The following is a 16,728-nucleotide window of genomic DNA, read 5'->3' as shown; positions in this document are numbered from 1 at the left end:
ATATTTTGTTTCCGATATATAGTATGGAAAATAATTTCAAAAAACGTTTTTCACGTACATAAAATTTATTCTTCTTTTGATTCGTCATTCTAAAAACATCAGATCAATATTTCATGAGAGGAGCGTAAAAACGAAGGTCTGAAATACATTATGTCAAAAGGAGATGTCAAATGGCACACGTAGCTATTATGATCCGAATTATACCATCTGAAAATCGAAATATGTATTTTCGAATGATTCAGGACTCGAATACAACATTTAAGGTAGAAATGGGGCGTGTTGGGGCTGCTCCATACATCCGTTATTATCCTATATCAGTATGGGATAAAATGTATCAAAAGAAAATTTCAGAGGGCTATCAGGACAAGACAGAACTCATGGATGTACATTCTTCCTATACATACAAAGAAATCGAGGATGATTCTGTTCGTGAACTCATTTCTTTTTTGCAACAGGAATCATCTATGGCCATCAAATCTAATTATTCTGTATCCGTATCCGAGGTTAGCCCGCAGATGATCACGCAAGCAGAAGATATTTTGAATCAATTTTCAAATGATCCATTAAAGGATAATTCTCTTCTGGAACAATTATTTGCTCTATTGCCTCGGAAAATGAAAAATGTTGCAGACTATTTGCTCCCGGCAGATGCCGATCCGGAGCAGATTCAGAATGTTATAGATCGAGAAACTGATCTGCTGCGCATGATGGAAACCCAGATGCAGGCATTGCCGTCTAATGACAGCAAAGAAAAAACTCTTCTGGAAGAATGGAAGTTATCAATCACCCCTGTAAACGATGAAAAAGAACTCCGGCAAATCAAACGACACATGGGGCATTCTGCAGATTGCTTTTCAAAAGCATTCCGTGTTAAAAATTCCAATAGAGATAACGCTTTTTGGAATTATTATGACAAACATAATTATCATAAAGAAGACATTCATTACTGGTATCATGGGTCCAGAAATATGAATTGTCTGTCCATTTTACATAATGGACTTATCTTAAATCCCAAAGCGCCCAAAGTCGGTCATATGTTCGGCTATGGAATATATCTTGCTCCAAAAGCGAAAAAAAGTATTGGATATACCTCATTGAATGGGTCTTTTTGGGTACATGGCACCTCAGACAAAGCCTATCTATTTGTTATGAAAACCGTGTACAAGTCACCCTATCATGTCTACACATGGACCTCGGGCATGAAATCGCTAACCAAATCCCGCATTTCACCTCACGATGCTGTTTTTGCTCATGCTGGCACATCTTTAAGGAATGACGAGGTTGTTATTTTTGACGATGCACAGGTAACGCTTCAGTATATTATCGAATTGAAACAACAATAGAGACACAAAATGGTCGGGAATAAATCCCGGCCATTTTGTTTTTTTCACTTTTCCACATTCTAGGGGTATCAGATCAATTCATGAAGAAAGGAGTATATCAATAACCGATCTGAAATTCAATTTGTCCAAGGAGAAAAATATGCATATTACTATTAAGACGTACAACGATACCCGGAATATGGAAGTTCCACAAACAGAATCTGCCTTGTATAAGGCCATTGGGGAGCAGTTATTAAATTTGTCCGTTCCCAATCGTTTACTTGTTTCTACACCTGTAGGAGAAGCGGAGTTTGACGTTAAACAGCGTGGCACATTCGCAAAGGACGGGACCATCTATCCGAGTATGTATGTAACAGAAGAGTACAATACCATCCAGCTCCCACAGGATACCTATCCGGAAGCTTATTTAACCTGTATTAACCCAGTATCCAACAATTACAAATTCTACCATTTTCGGCCATCTGGTTCCGTACTGAATGCAACTTACGGACGTATCGGAGCTGGCAGGGGAGAAGCATTTGGAAAAAAGGACTTGAAAACCCCATATCCCATCCATCTATATTGGATTCGCTACTATGAAAAGCTTTCAAAAGGATACAAGGACGAGTCTTCTATTTATCTTGCTCCAGCTGTGTCGGAAACACCTGTTGCACCCACCATTCCTGATCAGCGTCCGGAAGCTATTGAATTATATCAAAAACTGTATACCTACGCTAAAGGTATGGTCGAACGGCATTTGGTCCACCATGACAAAGTGACCGTTGAACAGGTATCTCAGTCGAAGAAAATTCTTGCGGAATTAAGTACCAAGACTACTTTGAAGGATTTCAATGAGACGCTTCAGAAATTATTAACTATTTCCCCTCGAAAGAGCAGATATGTTAAATCTCTTCTTGCTGTGAAAACGTCTGATTTTCCTGCGATTATAGATCGTGAAAATGACCTTATCACGGCGATGGAAGTTATGCGTCCGTCCGGTTCTATCGGCAGTTTTCGGGAACATAATATTCATGTATTTGAGGCTACAGATTCCCAGCGGCAGGAAGTTATCGAACACTTAACCCCTTCTCTGCAGCGGAAAGTACGAAAGATCTGGCGTGTTATCCCAGATCGGCAGCAAAAAACCTTTAACAGCTATTGTAAAGAGCATCATATTCGCTATGTACGGCAGATATGGCACGGAAGCCGGAATGCAAACTGGCTCAGTATCACGGAAAATTCCATCAAAATCCTTCCCTCCTATGAGAATGGACGCATGTTTGGTGACGGAGCTTATTTTGCCATTAATCCGAACAAGAGTTTTTTGTATACAAGCAGTTCTTCTGCAAAATACACAAACGAACATGAAAATGTTGTATATATGGGGCTTTTTGCGGTTGCTTACGGAAAACCACTTTATGTGGAATCGAGCCACCACTTTACTCCAAAAGAACTGGAAGCGAAAAAGAAAAATTGTGTTCATGCCAAAGCTGGACGCTCTTTAAGAGAAGATGAAATCATCTTTTATTCAGAGGCTGCCATGGTAATGAATTATCTCGTTGAATTTGACGCTTAAAGGAGATTTTTATGAAATATTATATTAGTGATTTACATTTGTTTCACCCGGCGATTCTTCAAAAATGCAGTCGCCCATTTGCAACAATTGATGACATGCACCGGACTATTTTCCAAAATTGGAAGAAAAAAGGTATTGGTCCTTGTGATGAAGTATATATTCTTGGTGATGTTGGCATGTATCATGAAAAGGGAATTGGGAAGTTTCTTATGGCTCTTCCAGGCAAAAAATACCTTGTTACTGGGAATCATGATTTCAAGAATATCCATAATCGGGACTTCTCCAGCGCTTTTTTATGGTGCCGTCCCTATGCAGAAGTAAGGGATACTGAACGTAAAGTTGTTCTGTTCCATTATCCGATTGAGGAATGGAATGGATTTTATGTGGGTTCCTATCACCTGCACGGTCATATTCACAATACAACTGTAACACATATTGACAGAAGATATAATGTATCCGTCGATGTTATCAATTATACCCCAGTCACTCTGGATGAACTGATCGCTCAAAATGACGTAAAATAACAGCCTATTCAAAGAAAAACACTGTTCCATAAAATGCATGGGCAGTGTTTTTTTTGCAAAAAAATCACCTACGTGAGAATATAAGTATTTTTCTTTTTGCAATACTATCAATAAGAAAATTTTCGAAGAGGAGGTTTTACAAATGAGAATTATTGTTGACGCGGATTCTTGTTCAAAAATCCGTCAGATTGAAGAAATTGCGGAAGAGAAAGGCTTACCAGTAATGTTGTTCTGCGATACAGCGCACCAGCTTTATTCTGATTACAGCAAAATTAAAAAGGTGGCTCCCGGAAGAGATGCTTCCGATATGCAGATCTATAATGAATGCAAAATAGGAGATATCGTTATAACACAGGATTACGGACTTGCTTCGTTGGTCATGGCTAAGGGCGCACTGGTTATGCATCCAAGTGGAGCTATTTATTCAAAAGAAACAATTGACACCCTTCTTATGAGCCGTTATTTGAATCAGATCGATCCCAATATCCGCCATCGTAAGAAAAAAAGACGCTCTGTTCAGAAAAAATATGATTTTCAGAAATCTTTATTGCAGATGATTAACCCCGCCGAAACTAAAAAGACCGCTTTTGCCTAAGAATTTGTATTAGAAAAGGGAGGTGTTTTATGCGCATATCTAAACGAAGACAACAATATTTGGATAAATTCAAGTTTCCTTATCACGGACAGATATTTTCCAGCATTAAAGCTTGTTGCGAATACTATGATGTGGCCTATTCCTGTGTTTTCCCGCTGAAAAAGGAGAAAAATATCACAGCGGAAAAAGCCATTGACCATCTAAGGGCTGCAAAAAAAGGACGTTGCGTGAAATATCACGGTCAAACATATCCATCTATGAAGGTATGCTGTGAATTGTTTAATGTTCCTGTTGACAATGTGAGTTACTATAAGCGCACTCATAAATGCTCTTTTGAAGCAGCATTGGATCATTATGTCTTAAATGAAAGCCGTTATTCTTTCAAGTTCAACAACCAAAAATATCCATCTATTATCGCTTGTTGTAAAGAATATGGATTGAGTCCTAGTGTTGTATATGCCTATAAAAACAAGAATCAGCTAACTCCTTCCGCCGCTATCAGGGCTTGTCTAGCACAAAAACAGCGTCAAGAGAATCAGATTGCTCCACCCAAAGTGCTTCCCAAGAAGAAAAAGAAAAAAGTCTCTGCCCCACCTAAGCCTCGCCCATCAGACTTTTGGATTGTGGAAATTAACGGAGAGGCATATCCTTCCTTATCCGCTTTTTGCAAGCAGCATCATATAAGTCATAGCAGTGTGGCTGCAAGAGCGCACCGCCTAAAATGCACCATCGAGGAATCAGCAAATCATTTTCTCGCTTTGCAAGAACTTTCACTCTTATACCCGGATGCTATACAATTCCAAAATAGTACATACGATTGCGTAGAAAAGCTCTGTTCTCGTATAGGCGTAGACCCAATCGCGATTTTACATTTTGTTAAATCCAAACAATATACGTTAGAACAGGCAATCCAAGAAGCATTATCAACCACTGGAATGCATCGCGTTCAAGATGCAGATCCTGTCGTCTTTCAAAACACAGTATATCCTACATTATACCGTTGTTATCATGCTTTACAAATTGACGCGAGGTCTGTAAAAACACGCATGGAAAAATATCATATGAGCTGGGAAGAGGCTGTTGAGGATGCAATAAAATGCAAAAAGACATCTGACAAATAACCATCTAAAGGCGTTGACGAAAAAGTTGACGCCTTTTTTGTTTTTATTTCTAATACTATAAGTATCAAAACAAGAAAGAGGTGTCTATTTTGCAACGTACAAAAGGAAATAATTTAGATTCAGACAAAATTCTGCTATCTGTGAAAGAAGCATCCGAGCTTACCGGAATTTCAGAACGTAAACTTCGTGATCTCATGAATGAAAGTAACTTTAAGGTTCAAATTGGCAGGCGTACTATGATCCATCGAAAAAAATTCGAACGATGGATTGACCAGCATACTTGCATTTTTTAAGTTCGCGTGATACGATAATATCCGTATGCGCGTATCATTAGGAGAATGATATGGGAAAAGACTCAAATGGAAAAGAGCTTGGTGCCGGCATCTATCAGAGAAAAGACGGACGATACGAAGCTCGTATTAGAATTAAAGGGCAAAAAAAGCCTTATAGTATCTATGATACTAATCTTCGGAAACTGAAGCAAAAAAAGAAACAGTTTCTTATGTTGACGGCGAACAGAGACTTAAATCTCTCGTTTTCGCTAACGGTTTCACAATGGTTTGAAATTTATTTAAAGACCTACGCACGACCTAAACTAAAAACACAAACTCTTAATAACTATGTTATAGGCTTTGAACGTGTGGAAGATTACATTGGTTACATGAAAATAATTGATGTAAAAACTGTAAATATTATTTCGGTTATGCAAGAACTCGAAAAAGAGGGATATGCAACGACTACAATTCAACAGTCTTTGGCCGTTTTAAAGCAAGTTTTTCGCACTGCTTTTGAAAATCGTATCATACCGTTTGATCCATGTTCCGGATATCAATATGCTGGACCGTCTAAGTCTGTAAACGAAAAGCCTCCAGATGACTTATTTGAACGGACGTTTGAGCAGGTACTAACTCCTGATGTGTTGGAACAATTTTTCAAGAGTATTCAATCACGCCGCTATTATGAATTATTTATCGTTCTATTACATGGCGGCTTAAGAATCGGAGAACTTCTTTCCCTACAGTGGAAAGATATAAATTTTAGGAAAAAGCAGTTGAAAGTCTACAAAACTGTGAAAAAGGTTCGAGACATTTTTGACGAGGAGGGAAATCGACTTTATGATTCGGCGTTGTATCATCAAGTAACAACGCCGAAAAGTGAGAAAAGTTATCGTATCGTTCCTCTTTCTGATATTGCAGTTAAGGCTTTAAAACAATGGAAAGCCCAGCAAGATGCAGACAAGAAGCAGTACGGACGCGATTGGGGACGTTCGAATCCCTTGTTTGAACAATATCCGGATCTTGTTTGTACTACTGGACCGGGCAATCCACTTAATCGCAGTTGGCTTGATCGAATATGCAATGACTTTCAAACGGCAATAAATGAACCGGAAATATTGCTTGCCCAAAAAGAAGGACGTTCTCCAAACCTGGTCAAAGTAACACCACATATGTTCCGTCATACATATGTAACCACCCTGATAAAGGCCAAAGTTCCGGAATCTGTTGTCCGTGAGTATGTTGGTCACAGTTCAGATAAAATGGTCGAATATTACACTCATCTTGATAATAGCTATATCGAACCAGAGCTTCGAAAGGGTATGAAGAGTTTTTATACGAATTTTGATCTAAAGAATAAAAAGGTGAAAAAATGAATTTTTCTAATAACAAAACACCTCAAAACCAAAGTCAGACAGAAAAGGTGGTCAAAAGCTGGTCAAATCCAGAAATCATAAGCAAAAAATCCCCTACTTGCAAGGATGTTTTAAAAACTGCGAATTTATCCCCGATGATGGTACATTATTGCCAGACGAAGACGGGCTTGACTGACCCGGCTAATACCATTTTGTTTTACCGCTTAGGTGATTTCTACGAAATGTTCTTCGAGGATGCCACCCTGGTATCCAAAGAACTTGAGCTTACGCTGACCGGAAAGGACTGCGGCATGGAGGAGCGCGCTCCGATGTGCGGTATCCCGTATCACGCTGCAGAAGGGTATATCAACCGTCTTGTAGAGAACGGCCATAAGGTTGCGATCTGCGAGCAGATGGAGGACCCGAAACAGGCAAAGGGCATGGTAAAGCGCGAAGTCATCCGCGTTGTCACACCGGGTACGACGCTGATCCCGCAGGGACTTGATGAGACGAAGAACAACTACATTATGTCGATCGTCTGCATGGAGGGATGCTTCGGTATCTCTACAGCAGATATCTCGACCGGCCAGTGCCTCGTCACGGAAATGGACAAGCCGCGCCGCCTTGTGGATGAGATCACGAAGTTTATGCCGGCGGAAATCATCTGCAATCAGTCGTTCCTGCTCTGCGGGATCGATGTGGAGGATCTTCGAACCCGCCTTCATATCTGCGTGAATGCATTGGAAGACTGGTATTTCGACGATGATATCTGCCGCCGTACGCTGCAGGAACAGTTCCATGCTGCTACGATGGAAGGCCTTGGCATCGCCGATTACAACTGCGGAACAATTGCAGCCGGTGCGCTGTTCCAGTATCTGCACGAGACACAGAAATCGGATCTGTCTCACATGAATTCGATTACACCGTATGTGACAGACAAATATATGCTGATCGACAGCTCCAGCCGCCGGAATCTGGAATTGGTGGAAACGCTGCGGGAGAAGCAGAAACGCGGCTCCCTGCTCTGGGTTCTCGATAAAACCCGCACGGCGATGGGCGCACGTCTTCTGCGAAGCTACGTAGAGCAGCCATTGATCGACGAGGAGGAAATCAACGCACGGCTCGATGCTGTAGAGGCTCTAACGGGGCAGGCGATGATCCGCGAGGAAATCCGTGAATACCTCCGTCCGGTTTATGACCTCGAGCGTCTCGTCGGAAGAATCAGCTACCAGTCCGCGAATCCGCGTGACCTGATCGCCTTTAAATCGTCGCTGCAGATGCTGCCTTACATCAAGCAGCTCTTAAACTCGTTTGACGGCGGCGCTTTGGCGCAGATTCAGGAGGATCTCGACCCGCTGGAAGACCTCTATCAGCTTGTCGATGCGGCAATCGTCGATGATCCGCCGTATCTGATGCGCGACGGCGGTATGATCAAGGACGGCTATAACGAGATGGTCGATAATTACCGTCACGCCAAGACCGAGGGAAAACAGTGGCTGAGTGAGCTGGAGGCAAGCGAGCGCGAGAAAACCGGAATCAAAAATATGAAGGTCAAATACAACAAGGTATTCGGCTATTATCTGGAGGTCACGAACTCGTTTAAAGATCTTGTCCCGGATTACTATACGAGAAAACAGACGTTGACGAATGCGGAGCGCTACATTACCCCGCGTCTGAAGGAACTCGAGGATACGATTCTCGGTGCGGAGGATAAACTGTATGCGCTGGAATACGATCTTTTCTGTACGGTGCGCGATACGGTTGCCGGTGAGGCGGAGCGGATTCAGCGCACGGCGCAGGCTCTGGCACGGCTCGATGTGTATGCATCGCTTTCCTACGTTGCCGAGCACAACCACTATGTGCGTCCGAAGCTGAACAGTCGCGGAAAGATTGATATCAAGGACGGCCGTCACCCAGTGGTCGAGAAGATGATTCCAAACGATATGTTTATCGCAAACGATACCCTGCTTGACAACGGTGACCACCGCGTTTCCGTCATCACCGGACCGAACATGGCCGGTAAATCGACGTATATGCGCCAGACGGCCCTCATTGTGCTGATGGCACAGATCGGTTCGTTTGTTCCGGCTTCGAAGGCAAACATCGGTATTGTGGACCGGATCTTTACCCGTGTCGGCGCATCCGATGACCTGGCAAGCGGCCAGAGTACGTTTATGGTTGAGATGACGGAGGTGGCAAATATTCTTCGGAATGCAACCTCGAACAGTCTGCTGATTCTCGATGAGATCGGAAGAGGAACGAGTACGTTCGACGGTCTTTCGATCGCCTGGGCTGTGATTGAGCATGTGGCGAATCCGAAGCTGCTCGGCGCAAAGACACTGTTCGCTACGCATTACCATGAGCTGACTGAGCTTGAAGGAAAGCTTCCGGGCGTGCACAACTACTGTATTGCCGTTAAGGAAAAGGGCGACGATATCGTATTCCTGCGTAAAATTGTACAGGGCGGCGCAGATAAGAGCTACGGTATCCAGGTAGCGCGTCTTGCGGGAGTGCCGGAGTCAGTGCTCTCCCGGGCGCAGGAGCTGGTGGAGCAGCTGAGCGATGCCGATATCACTGCTGCGGTCAAGGATCTGACCATGCAGAAAAAACCGAAGGCAAAGCCGGTTCACTACGACGAGGTCGATATGGCACAGATGTCGCTGTTCGATACGGTGCAGGACGATGATATCATCAAAGAGCTCTCGGAGCTTGATATCTCGAATATGACACCGATGGATGCTTTAAATACCCTGTACCGTTTCCAGGGAAAGGTGAAAAACCGCTGGAAATAGGGGAATACTGGATCAGAACATAAGTTAGAATCAATCCGAAACAGAAAGGAACAACATGGCTACCATAGCAGTACTGGATCAGAATACGATCGATAAAATTGCGGCCGGTGAGGTCGTGGAACGGCCGGCTTCCGTGGTAAAGGAGCTGGTGGAAAATGCAATGGACGCCGGTGCGACGGCGATCACCGTGGAAATCCGCGACGGCGGTATCTCGCTGGTGCGGATCACGGACAATGGAAGCGGCATTCCGGCCGAACAGGTGCCGCTCGCTTTTCTGCGCCACGCGACGAGCAAGATCCGTTCCGTGGAAGAACTCGTGCAGATTGCATCTCTTGGCTTCCGCGGCGAGGCGCTCTCGAGTATCTCGGCGGTTGCGCAGATCGAGATGATTACGAAAACGCCGGATGCGCTGACGGGAACGCGGTATGTGATTGAGGGCGGCGCGGAGAAGGCCAATGAGGAGGTCGGTGCCCCGACCGGAACAACCTTTCTGGTCCGGAATCTTTTTTACAACACGCCGGCTCGTCAGAAATTCTTAAAAACGCCGGTTACGGAGGCGAATGCGGTGACTTCCGTTGTGGAGCAGCTTGCGCTGTCGCACCCGGGGATTTCGTTTAAATATATGGTGAATTCACAGGTGAAGCTCCATACGAGCGGCAACCGGAATTTAAAAGAACTGGTCTATAATATTTACGGCCGCGACATCGCGCGGGAGCTGATCGAGATTCACTCGGAAAGCCCGCTGATGACGATCGACGGCTTTATCGGAAAACCGGTGATCTCGAGGGGAAACCGGAATTTTGAAAATTATTACGTGAATGGACGGTATGTGCGGAGCAAGCTGCTCGCCCGTGCGATTGAGGACGGATATCAAACATCGATGATGCAGCATAAATATCCGTTTACGCTGTTCTATGTCCAGATGGATGGAGAGGCGGTGGATGTCAATGTGCATCCGACGAAGATGGAACTTCGTTTTTCTCATCAGGAGGAGATTTACCGCCAGATGCGCGATATGATCTCAGGTGCGCTGAATCACAGGGAGCAGATTGTGAAGGTTTCGCTTTCTTCCGACAGGGAACGGAAAGCAGAGGAAAAAGCGGCACGGAAAGAACAGATTGTTGTTCCGGAACCGTTCGAGCAGAAACGGCAGGTAAAAGAAGGCTTTGCACGGCAGTCCCTTCCGGTGGAGCCGGTTTCCAGCCAGAGCAGAAGAATGCCAATTTTCCCGGAGGTGGAACGAAATGGATACCGCGCAGCGAAAACGTATGTGCCGGTTCAGCAGATGACGGGAATGACGCGGGAAGAGGAAGAACTGTTTGAGCCGGGGGCAGGAAACGTGCCAAAGACGGCAGACCTCTCAAACGCGGACGCAATACAGCATCAGCAGGAGCCAGATGTAGCTCCAACGGTATCTTCCATGCCGGAAGAATCCTCATCTGTATCTGCTTCGCCTGAGCCAGAAGGCCAGATGCAGCTCTTTGATGAGCAGTTTCTTACCCCGGAGGCAGAGAAATCGCACCGCATCATCGGCCAAGTTTTCGATACGTACTGGCTGATTCAGTACGGCGAGAATCTCTACATCATCGATCAGCATGCCGCGCACGAAAAGGTACTGTTCGAGCGGATGATGAAAAATTACCGGGAAAAGAACGTCACCTCCCAGATGGTGAGTCCTCCGCTGATCGTCTCCTTAACGCCGCAGGAAGCAGATCTTGTGACCCGTTACATGGACGTTTTCCAGTCCTTCGGCTACGAAATTTCCCCGTTCGGCGGAAAAGACTATGCGATCAACGCCGTGCCGCACAACCTGTACGGTATTGCGACGGAGGAGCTGTTTATCGAGATTCTCGACAATCTTGAGGAGGTCCGCGAAAAGCCGCTGGAGATTTTAAAAGACCGTCTGGCGACGATGTCGTGCAAGGCCGCCGTAAAGGGCAACAATCATCTTTCCTATGCAGAGGCGGAGCAGCTCATTGCCGAGCTTTTGACGCTCGAAGATCCGTATCACTGCCCGCACGGCCGGCCGACGATCATTTCCCTCTCGAAACGGGAACTGGAAAAGAAATTTAAGAGAATTGTGTAGGTGATTTTTTTGAAAAAACCTTTGATTATCCTGACCGGTCCGACCGCTGTCGGCAAGACGAAGCTGTCGATTTCGCTTGCCCAAGCGGTGAATGGGGCCATTATCTCCGCGGATTCCATGCAGGTCTACCGCCATATGGATATCGGATCTGCCAAAATCCGCCCGGAGGAGATGTGCGGCGTTCCGCATTATCTGATCGATGTGCTCGATCCTTCCGAAGAGTTTCACGTCGTGAAGTTTGTGGAACTGGCGCATGAAGCGATGGAAAAAATATACGCCGCCGGACAGATTCCGATCGTGACGGGCGGCACCGGCTTTTATATCCAGGCGCTTTTAAAAGAAGTTGATTTTACGGAATCGCACGGTGAACTGCCGATCCGGAAACAGCTGGAAGAAAAAGCAGCAACGGAGGAAGGCGCGGCAGAACTGTACCGGGAACTTTCCGAGGTTGATCCTGCTTCCGCGGAGACGATTCACCCGAATAATGTAAAACGTGTAATCCGGGCGCTGGAATATTATCACGAGACAGGACAGAAGATTTCGGAGCACAACGAGGAGCAGAAGCAGAAGGAATCTCCGTACTGTTCTGCTTATTTTGTGCTGAACGACGAACGTTCGATTCTGTATGACCGCATTGACAGGCGCGTCGATCAGATGATCTGCGACGGACTGGTTGATGAAGTTTTCCGTTTGAAAGAAATGGGATACACAAGAGATCTTGTCTCCATGCAGGGACTGGGCTACAAAGAACTGTTCCCGTATCTTGCGGGCGAATGCACGCTGGAGGAGGCCGTCTATATCATCAAGCGGGACACCCGTCATTTTGCCAAACGGCAGCTGACCTGGTTCCGACGGGAAAAGGATGTGATCTGGCTGAACAAGCCGGATTTTGACTACGACGAAGAAAAAATATTATCATATATGCTGGATCGCTGGAACGAAATCGTTTCGGCCGATGCAAAGGAAGAAGGAGAACAATCATGTTGACAGAAAAAGCTGCTATGTACAGCACACTTGGCATTTCCAAAGAGGTTTTCGCATTTGGAACGAAAATTGAGGAAGAATTAAAAGAGCGTTTTGCAAAAATTGATGAAATCGCAGAATACAACCAGTTAAAGGTCATCCACGCCATGCAGGCAAGCAAGGTCAGCGAGGCATGCTTATATGGAACCACAGGATACGGATACAATGACCTGGGACGTGATACGCTGGAGCAGGTCTATGCAACGTGCTTCGGCACTGAGGATGCACTGGTACGCCCGCAAATCGCCTGCGGAACCCATGCGCTTGCAACGGCGCTTTCCGGAAATCTCCGCCCGGGCGACGAACTGCTTTCTCCTGTTGGAAAACCGTACGACACCCTTGAGGAAGTGATCGGCATCCGCCCGTCCGTCGGATCTCTTGCGGAATATGGCGTAACTTACCGCCAGGTAGATTTAAAAGAGGACGGCTCTTTCGATTACGAAGGAATCAAAAATGCCATCAACAAAAAGACAAAGATGGTGACGATTCAGAGGTCGAAAGGATATCAGACCAGACCGACGCTTTCTGTTACCCGCATCGGTGAACTGATTGCATTTATTAAAAATATCAAACCAGATGTCATCTGTATGGTCGATAACTGCTACGGCGAGTTCGTGGAGACGATTGAACCGACCAATGTCGGTGCAGATCTGATGGTCGGATCCCTGATCAAAAACCCGGGCGGCGGACTGGCTCCGGCCGGCGGTTACATTGTTGGAAAGAAAAAGTACGTGGAAAATGCAGCATACCGTCTGCTCTCCCCGGGACTTGGAAAAGAGGTTGGCGCAACACTCGGTGTGAACGGTTCCTTCTACCAGGGATTCTTCCTGGCACCGACCGTTACCGCAGCGGCATTAAAAGGTGCTGTCTTTGCTGCAAATGTTTATGAGAAACTGGGATTTGCCGTTGTTCCAAACGGAACCGAGAGCCGTCACGACATCATTCAGGCGGTAACCTTTGGAAAACCGGAAGGCGTCATCGCATTCTGCCAGGGTATCCAGGCAGCTGCCCCGGTCGACAGCTTCGTTTCCCCGGAACCTTGGGATATGCCAGGTTACGACAGCCCAGTTATCATGGCAGCTGGCGCTTTCGTGCAGGGCTCTTCCATTGAACTTTCTGCCGATGGCCCGATCAAACCGCCGTACGCTGTCTATTTTCAGGGTGGGCTTACGTGGCAGCACGCAAAATTCGGTATTCTGATGAGTCTTCAGAAACTCGTCGATGCCGGTATGGTGACATTATAATGGCAAAAAATGTGGTAATTATCGGCGGCGGCGCGAGCGGACTGATGGCGGCAATTTGGGCCTCACGTCTCGGTGCCGCGGTCACCGTTCTGGAAAAGAACGATAAACCGGGCAGAAAGCTTCTTGCGACCGGAAACGGACGGTGTAATTTTACCAATCGTTATCAGGATGCATCGTGCTACCGCACGGGAAATCAGGAGCGTGCATCACGGGTTCTCGAACAGTTTACCGAACAGGACACCGAACAGTTTTTTGAACAGCTCGGCATCCGCATCCGGAGCCGTGAAGGCTGGCTTTATCCGGCCAGCGAGCAGGCACAGTCCGTTCTTGAGCTGCTGATTTTGGAAGCCAGATTCCGAAAGGTAAAAATCAAGACACGGGAAACGGCTGTTGCAGTGGAAAAAGCCGAAAATGGTTATCTGGTGCGCACCGAAGGATGGCAGTACCCGGCTGACAGCGTCATCATCTGCTGCGGAAGCTGTGCTTCCCAGATCGCCGGTTCCGACGGAGATACACTTCGATTTGCCGATCAGCTTCAGCTCGCTTCGATTCCGTTTTTCCCGGCCCTCTGCCCGCTCCGCTGCAAAGGAAACCAGTTTTCCTCCTGGGCGGGTGTTCGGGTGCGCGCGAAGATTACGCTTCTGGTTGAAAATCAGGAGGTTCTGACGGAACAGGGAGAGCTGCAGCTTACCGACTACGGTGTCTCCGGCATCCCGGTATTCCAGATTTCCCGGTTCGCTGTGCGCGCCTGCATGCAGAAAAAACGCGCTGAACTTCTCGTAGACTTCTTTCCGGAACTGACGGAATCGGAGCTTACTGCAGAATTTGTCAGACGGCAGGAAATCTGCCCGTATAAAGCGCCAAAAGAGCTTCTGATCGGCCTTCTTCCGGAAAAACTCATTCCGGTTCTGATCGGAAAGAAAAAGATTCCGGAAGAAATGGCAGGCGCCATCAAATCATATCGTTTACAGATCACCGGCCAGACCGACTTTGGAAAAGCCCAGGTGTGTGCGGGCGGCATCACGCTCGACCAGCTTACGGATTCTCTGGAATCGGTACAGCACCCTGGTATTTTCTTTGCGGGAGAAGCCCTGGACGTCGACGGCGTCTGCGGCGGCTACAATCTCCAGTGGGCCTGGTCCAGCGGAAGTGCAGCCGGAAGAGCTGCAGCAGGAGAACATTCATGATTCGGATACAGCAATTAAAGCTTCCAGTCACCCACACACAGGAGGAACTGGAACAGAAAATAAGAAAAACACTGAAAATCGGAAAACACGATCTGCAGGAAATTGAGCTCTTACGCCGCTCAATTGATGCCAGAAAGAAATCCGAATTAAAATACGTTTATCAGCTTGATGTAAAAGTAAAAGATGAGAATGCCGTACTGCGGAAGGCGAAAAATAACCAGATCGTAAAAGCGGAGAAAAAGCCATATGTGTTCCCAAAATCTGGAGAACAGACTCTTGTTCACCGGCCGGTTATTATCGGAAGCGGTCCGGCAGGACTTTTTTGTGCCTATGTTCTCGCAAAGCATGGCTACCGTCCGCTCGTTCTGGAGCGCGGCGAATCTGCAGAACAGAGAAAGAAAAGTGTCGATGCGTTCTGGAAAACCGGCGTTCTGAACCCGGAATCGAACGTACAGTTCGGAGAGGGCGGCGCCGGTACGTTTTCGGATGGAAAATTAAACACTTCGGTGAAGGATCCATCCGGCAGAAACCGTGAGGTACTCCGGATCTTCACGGAATGCGGGGCACCGGAAGAAATTCTGTACGATCAGAAACCGCACCTTGGCACCGATCAGCTCATCGGAATTGTGACAACGATGCGGAAAAAGATCGAGGCATGGGGCGGAGAAGTCCGTTTCGGAGCAAAAGTGACGGACTTTGGGATTGAAAACGGCAGACTCACTTCTGTAACCGTCAATGAAACCGAGAAGATTGCCGCGGAGACTGCAGTCCTTGCGATCGGCCACTCTGCACGCGATACCTTCTTTAAACTCTGCGAAAATAAGATCTCCATGGAAGCAAAATCCTTCGCTGTCGGCGTCCGCATTGAGCATCCGCAGAAGATGATCACGGAGGATCAGTACGGACCGGAGGCACCGGATTTCCTTGGGGCAGCACCGTATAAGCTCACCAATCAGTGTGAAAACGGAAGAGGTGTGTACTCATTCTGCATGTGTCCCGGCGGCTATGTTGTCAACGCATCCTCGGAAGCGGAACGCACCTGCGTCAACGGTATGAGTTATTCTGACCGGGAAGGTAAAAATGCGAACAGCGCTATGATTGTCACCGTAACACCGGAAGACTACCGCCCGTACCATGTAGAGGGAACGCCGGACGTACTCGATGGTGTGGCATTCCAGAGAGCGCTTGAACACGCTGCGTGGGAAGCCGGAAAAGGCAAAGTTCCGGTGCAGCTTTTTGGTGATTTCTGTGAAAACAGAGTTTCTACAGCACTTGGAGAGGTAACCCCTTCCATCTGCGGAGAATGGACTTTCGCCAATCTGCTGGAAGTTCTTCCGACGTTTATCGGAGACTCCCTTGTGGAAGGCATTCGTGCATCTGAGCGGAAAATCCACGGCTTTTCCCGTCCGGACGCCGTTCTTTCCGGCGTGGAAGCGCGTACCTCGTCACCGGTCCGCATTGTAAGAAATGAAACGCTCGAAAGTCCGTCGCTTACCGGTCTTTACCCGTGCGGAGAGGGCGCAGGCTATGCGGGAGGCATCACTTCCGCAGCCATGGACGGATTAAAAACGGCAGAGGAAATTGCAAAAAAATATATGAATTTTTCATAATTCCTATACATCTGCGGA

At 46.7% G+C, this 16,728-nt stretch carries 13 protein-coding genes; all 13 read left to right on the top strand.

The features are described 5' to 3' along the window. Window positions 1-170: 170 nt before the first annotated feature. The 13 genes from DXD92_RS12645 to DXD92_RS12585 all read left to right on the top strand — a co-directional run bounded on the left by DXD92_RS12645 (window position 171) and on the right by DXD92_RS12585 (window position 16,710). On the top strand, window positions 171-1,343 hold the full coding sequence (locus tag DXD92_RS12645; RefSeq protein ID WP_118640622.1) for a hypothetical protein: 1,173 nt from the start codon (window positions 171-173) through the stop codon (window positions 1,341-1,343). Between the two features lie 139 nt (window positions 1,344-1,482). After that, window positions 1,483-2,898 (top strand): hypothetical protein, encoded by a 1,416-nt coding sequence (locus DXD92_RS12640; RefSeq protein ID WP_118640621.1) that lies wholly within the window; start codon window positions 1,483-1,485, stop codon window positions 2,896-2,898. A gap of 11 nt (window positions 2,899-2,909) precedes the next feature. Then, the gene (locus DXD92_RS12635; protein WP_117801173.1) at window positions 2,910-3,422 is read left to right on the top strand and encodes a metallophosphoesterase; all 513 of its coding nucleotides are present in this window, start codon (window positions 2,910-2,912) and stop codon (window positions 3,420-3,422) included. A 142-nt stretch (window positions 3,423-3,564) separates the two neighbouring features. Further along, window positions 3,565-4,017: a DUF188 domain-containing protein gene (locus DXD92_RS12630; protein WP_118640620.1), complete on the top strand. Its 453-nt coding sequence runs from the start codon at window positions 3,565-3,567 to the stop codon at window positions 4,015-4,017. Between the two features lie 29 nt (window positions 4,018-4,046). Then, the gene (locus DXD92_RS12625; RefSeq protein ID WP_117801169.1) at window positions 4,047-5,138 is read left to right on the top strand and encodes a hypothetical protein; all 1,092 of its coding nucleotides are present in this window, start codon (window positions 4,047-4,049) and stop codon (window positions 5,136-5,138) included. A gap of 80 nt (window positions 5,139-5,218) precedes the next feature. Then, window positions 5,219-5,431 carry a helix-turn-helix domain-containing protein gene (locus DXD92_RS19695; RefSeq protein ID WP_117801167.1) on the top strand — a complete coding sequence of 71 codons (213 nt, stop codon included), beginning with the start codon at window positions 5,219-5,221 and terminating at the stop codon, window positions 5,429-5,431. A gap of 50 nt (window positions 5,432-5,481) precedes the next feature. Then, a complete protein-coding gene (locus DXD92_RS12615; RefSeq protein WP_118640619.1) occupies window positions 5,482-6,789 on the top strand; it encodes a tyrosine-type recombinase/integrase in 1,308 nt (435 codons plus the stop codon). A 134-nt stretch (window positions 6,790-6,923) separates the two neighbouring features. After that, complete coding sequence (mutS, locus tag DXD92_RS12610; RefSeq protein WP_118640618.1) at window positions 6,924-9,560, top strand: DNA mismatch repair protein MutS; 2,637 nt, start codon at window positions 6,924-6,926, stop codon at window positions 9,558-9,560. A gap of 55 nt (window positions 9,561-9,615) precedes the next feature. Next, window positions 9,616-11,646 (top strand): DNA mismatch repair endonuclease MutL, encoded by a 2,031-nt coding sequence (gene mutL / locus DXD92_RS12605; protein ID WP_118640617.1) that lies wholly within the window; start codon window positions 9,616-9,618, stop codon window positions 11,644-11,646. Between the two features lie 9 nt (window positions 11,647-11,655). Beyond that, window positions 11,656-12,633, top strand: a complete 978-nt coding sequence (gene miaA, locus DXD92_RS12600; protein WP_117509148.1) for a tRNA (adenosine(37)-N6)-dimethylallyltransferase MiaA — start codon at window positions 11,656-11,658, stop codon at window positions 12,631-12,633. Then, a complete protein-coding gene (locus DXD92_RS12595; protein ID WP_055228136.1) occupies window positions 12,627-13,913 on the top strand; it encodes a methionine gamma-lyase family protein in 1,287 nt (428 codons plus the stop codon). Before miaA ends, DXD92_RS12595 begins: the two co-directional genes overlap by 7 nt. Next, on the top strand, window positions 13,913-15,100 hold the full coding sequence (locus tag DXD92_RS12590) for an NAD(P)/FAD-dependent oxidoreductase (protein WP_173827227.1): 1,188 nt from the start codon (window positions 13,913-13,915) through the stop codon (window positions 15,098-15,100). The genes DXD92_RS12595 and DXD92_RS12590 overlap by 1 nt, the downstream gene beginning before the upstream one ends. Continuing rightward, window positions 15,097-16,710 (top strand): NAD(P)/FAD-dependent oxidoreductase, encoded by a 1,614-nt coding sequence (locus tag DXD92_RS12585; protein ID WP_118640616.1) that lies wholly within the window; start codon window positions 15,097-15,099, stop codon window positions 16,708-16,710. Before DXD92_RS12590 ends, DXD92_RS12585 begins: the two co-directional genes overlap by 4 nt. The last annotated feature ends 18 nt before the right edge of the window (window positions 16,711-16,728 follow it).

It is taken from the genome of Blautia sp. TM10-2, assembly GCF_003480845.1.
Classification (GTDB): Bacteria; Bacillota; Clostridia; order Lachnospirales; family Lachnospiraceae; genus Fusicatenibacter; species Fusicatenibacter saccharivorans.
Note: the sequence above shows the minus strand (reverse complement) of the source record. Positions and strands in the feature narration are given on the sequence as shown.

What these genes read in the sequence shown, in the direction of transcription:
- DXD92_RS12595 (WP_055228136.1), top strand. Translation starts at nt 12,627, where the DNA reads ATGTTGACAGAAAAAGCTGCTATGTACAGCACACTTGGCATTTCCAAA.
- DXD92_RS12625 (WP_117801169.1), top strand. Translation starts at nt 4,047, where the DNA reads ATGCGCATATCTAAACGAAGACAACAATATTTGGATAAATTCAAGTTT.
- DXD92_RS12585 (WP_118640616.1), top strand. Translation starts at nt 15,097, where the DNA reads ATGATTCGGATACAGCAATTAAAGCTTCCAGTCACCCACACACAGGAG.
- DXD92_RS12590 (WP_173827227.1), top strand. Translation starts at nt 13,913, where the DNA reads ATGGCAAAAAATGTGGTAATTATCGGCGGCGGCGCGAGCGGACTGATG.
- DXD92_RS12615 (WP_118640619.1), top strand. Translation starts at nt 5,482, where the DNA reads ATGGGAAAAGACTCAAATGGAAAAGAGCTTGGTGCCGGCATCTATCAG.
- DXD92_RS12640 (WP_118640621.1), top strand. Translation starts at nt 1,483, where the DNA reads ATGCATATTACTATTAAGACGTACAACGATACCCGGAATATGGAAGTT.
- mutS (WP_118640618.1), top strand. Translation starts at nt 6,924, where the DNA reads ATGATGGTACATTATTGCCAGACGAAGACGGGCTTGACTGACCCGGCT.
- mutL (WP_118640617.1), top strand. Translation starts at nt 9,616, where the DNA reads ATGGCTACCATAGCAGTACTGGATCAGAATACGATCGATAAAATTGCG.
- DXD92_RS12635 (WP_117801173.1), top strand. Translation starts at nt 2,910, where the DNA reads ATGAAATATTATATTAGTGATTTACATTTGTTTCACCCGGCGATTCTT.
- DXD92_RS12645 (WP_118640622.1), top strand. Translation starts at nt 171, where the DNA reads ATGGCACACGTAGCTATTATGATCCGAATTATACCATCTGAAAATCGA.
- DXD92_RS12630 (WP_118640620.1), top strand. Translation starts at nt 3,565, where the DNA reads ATGAGAATTATTGTTGACGCGGATTCTTGTTCAAAAATCCGTCAGATT.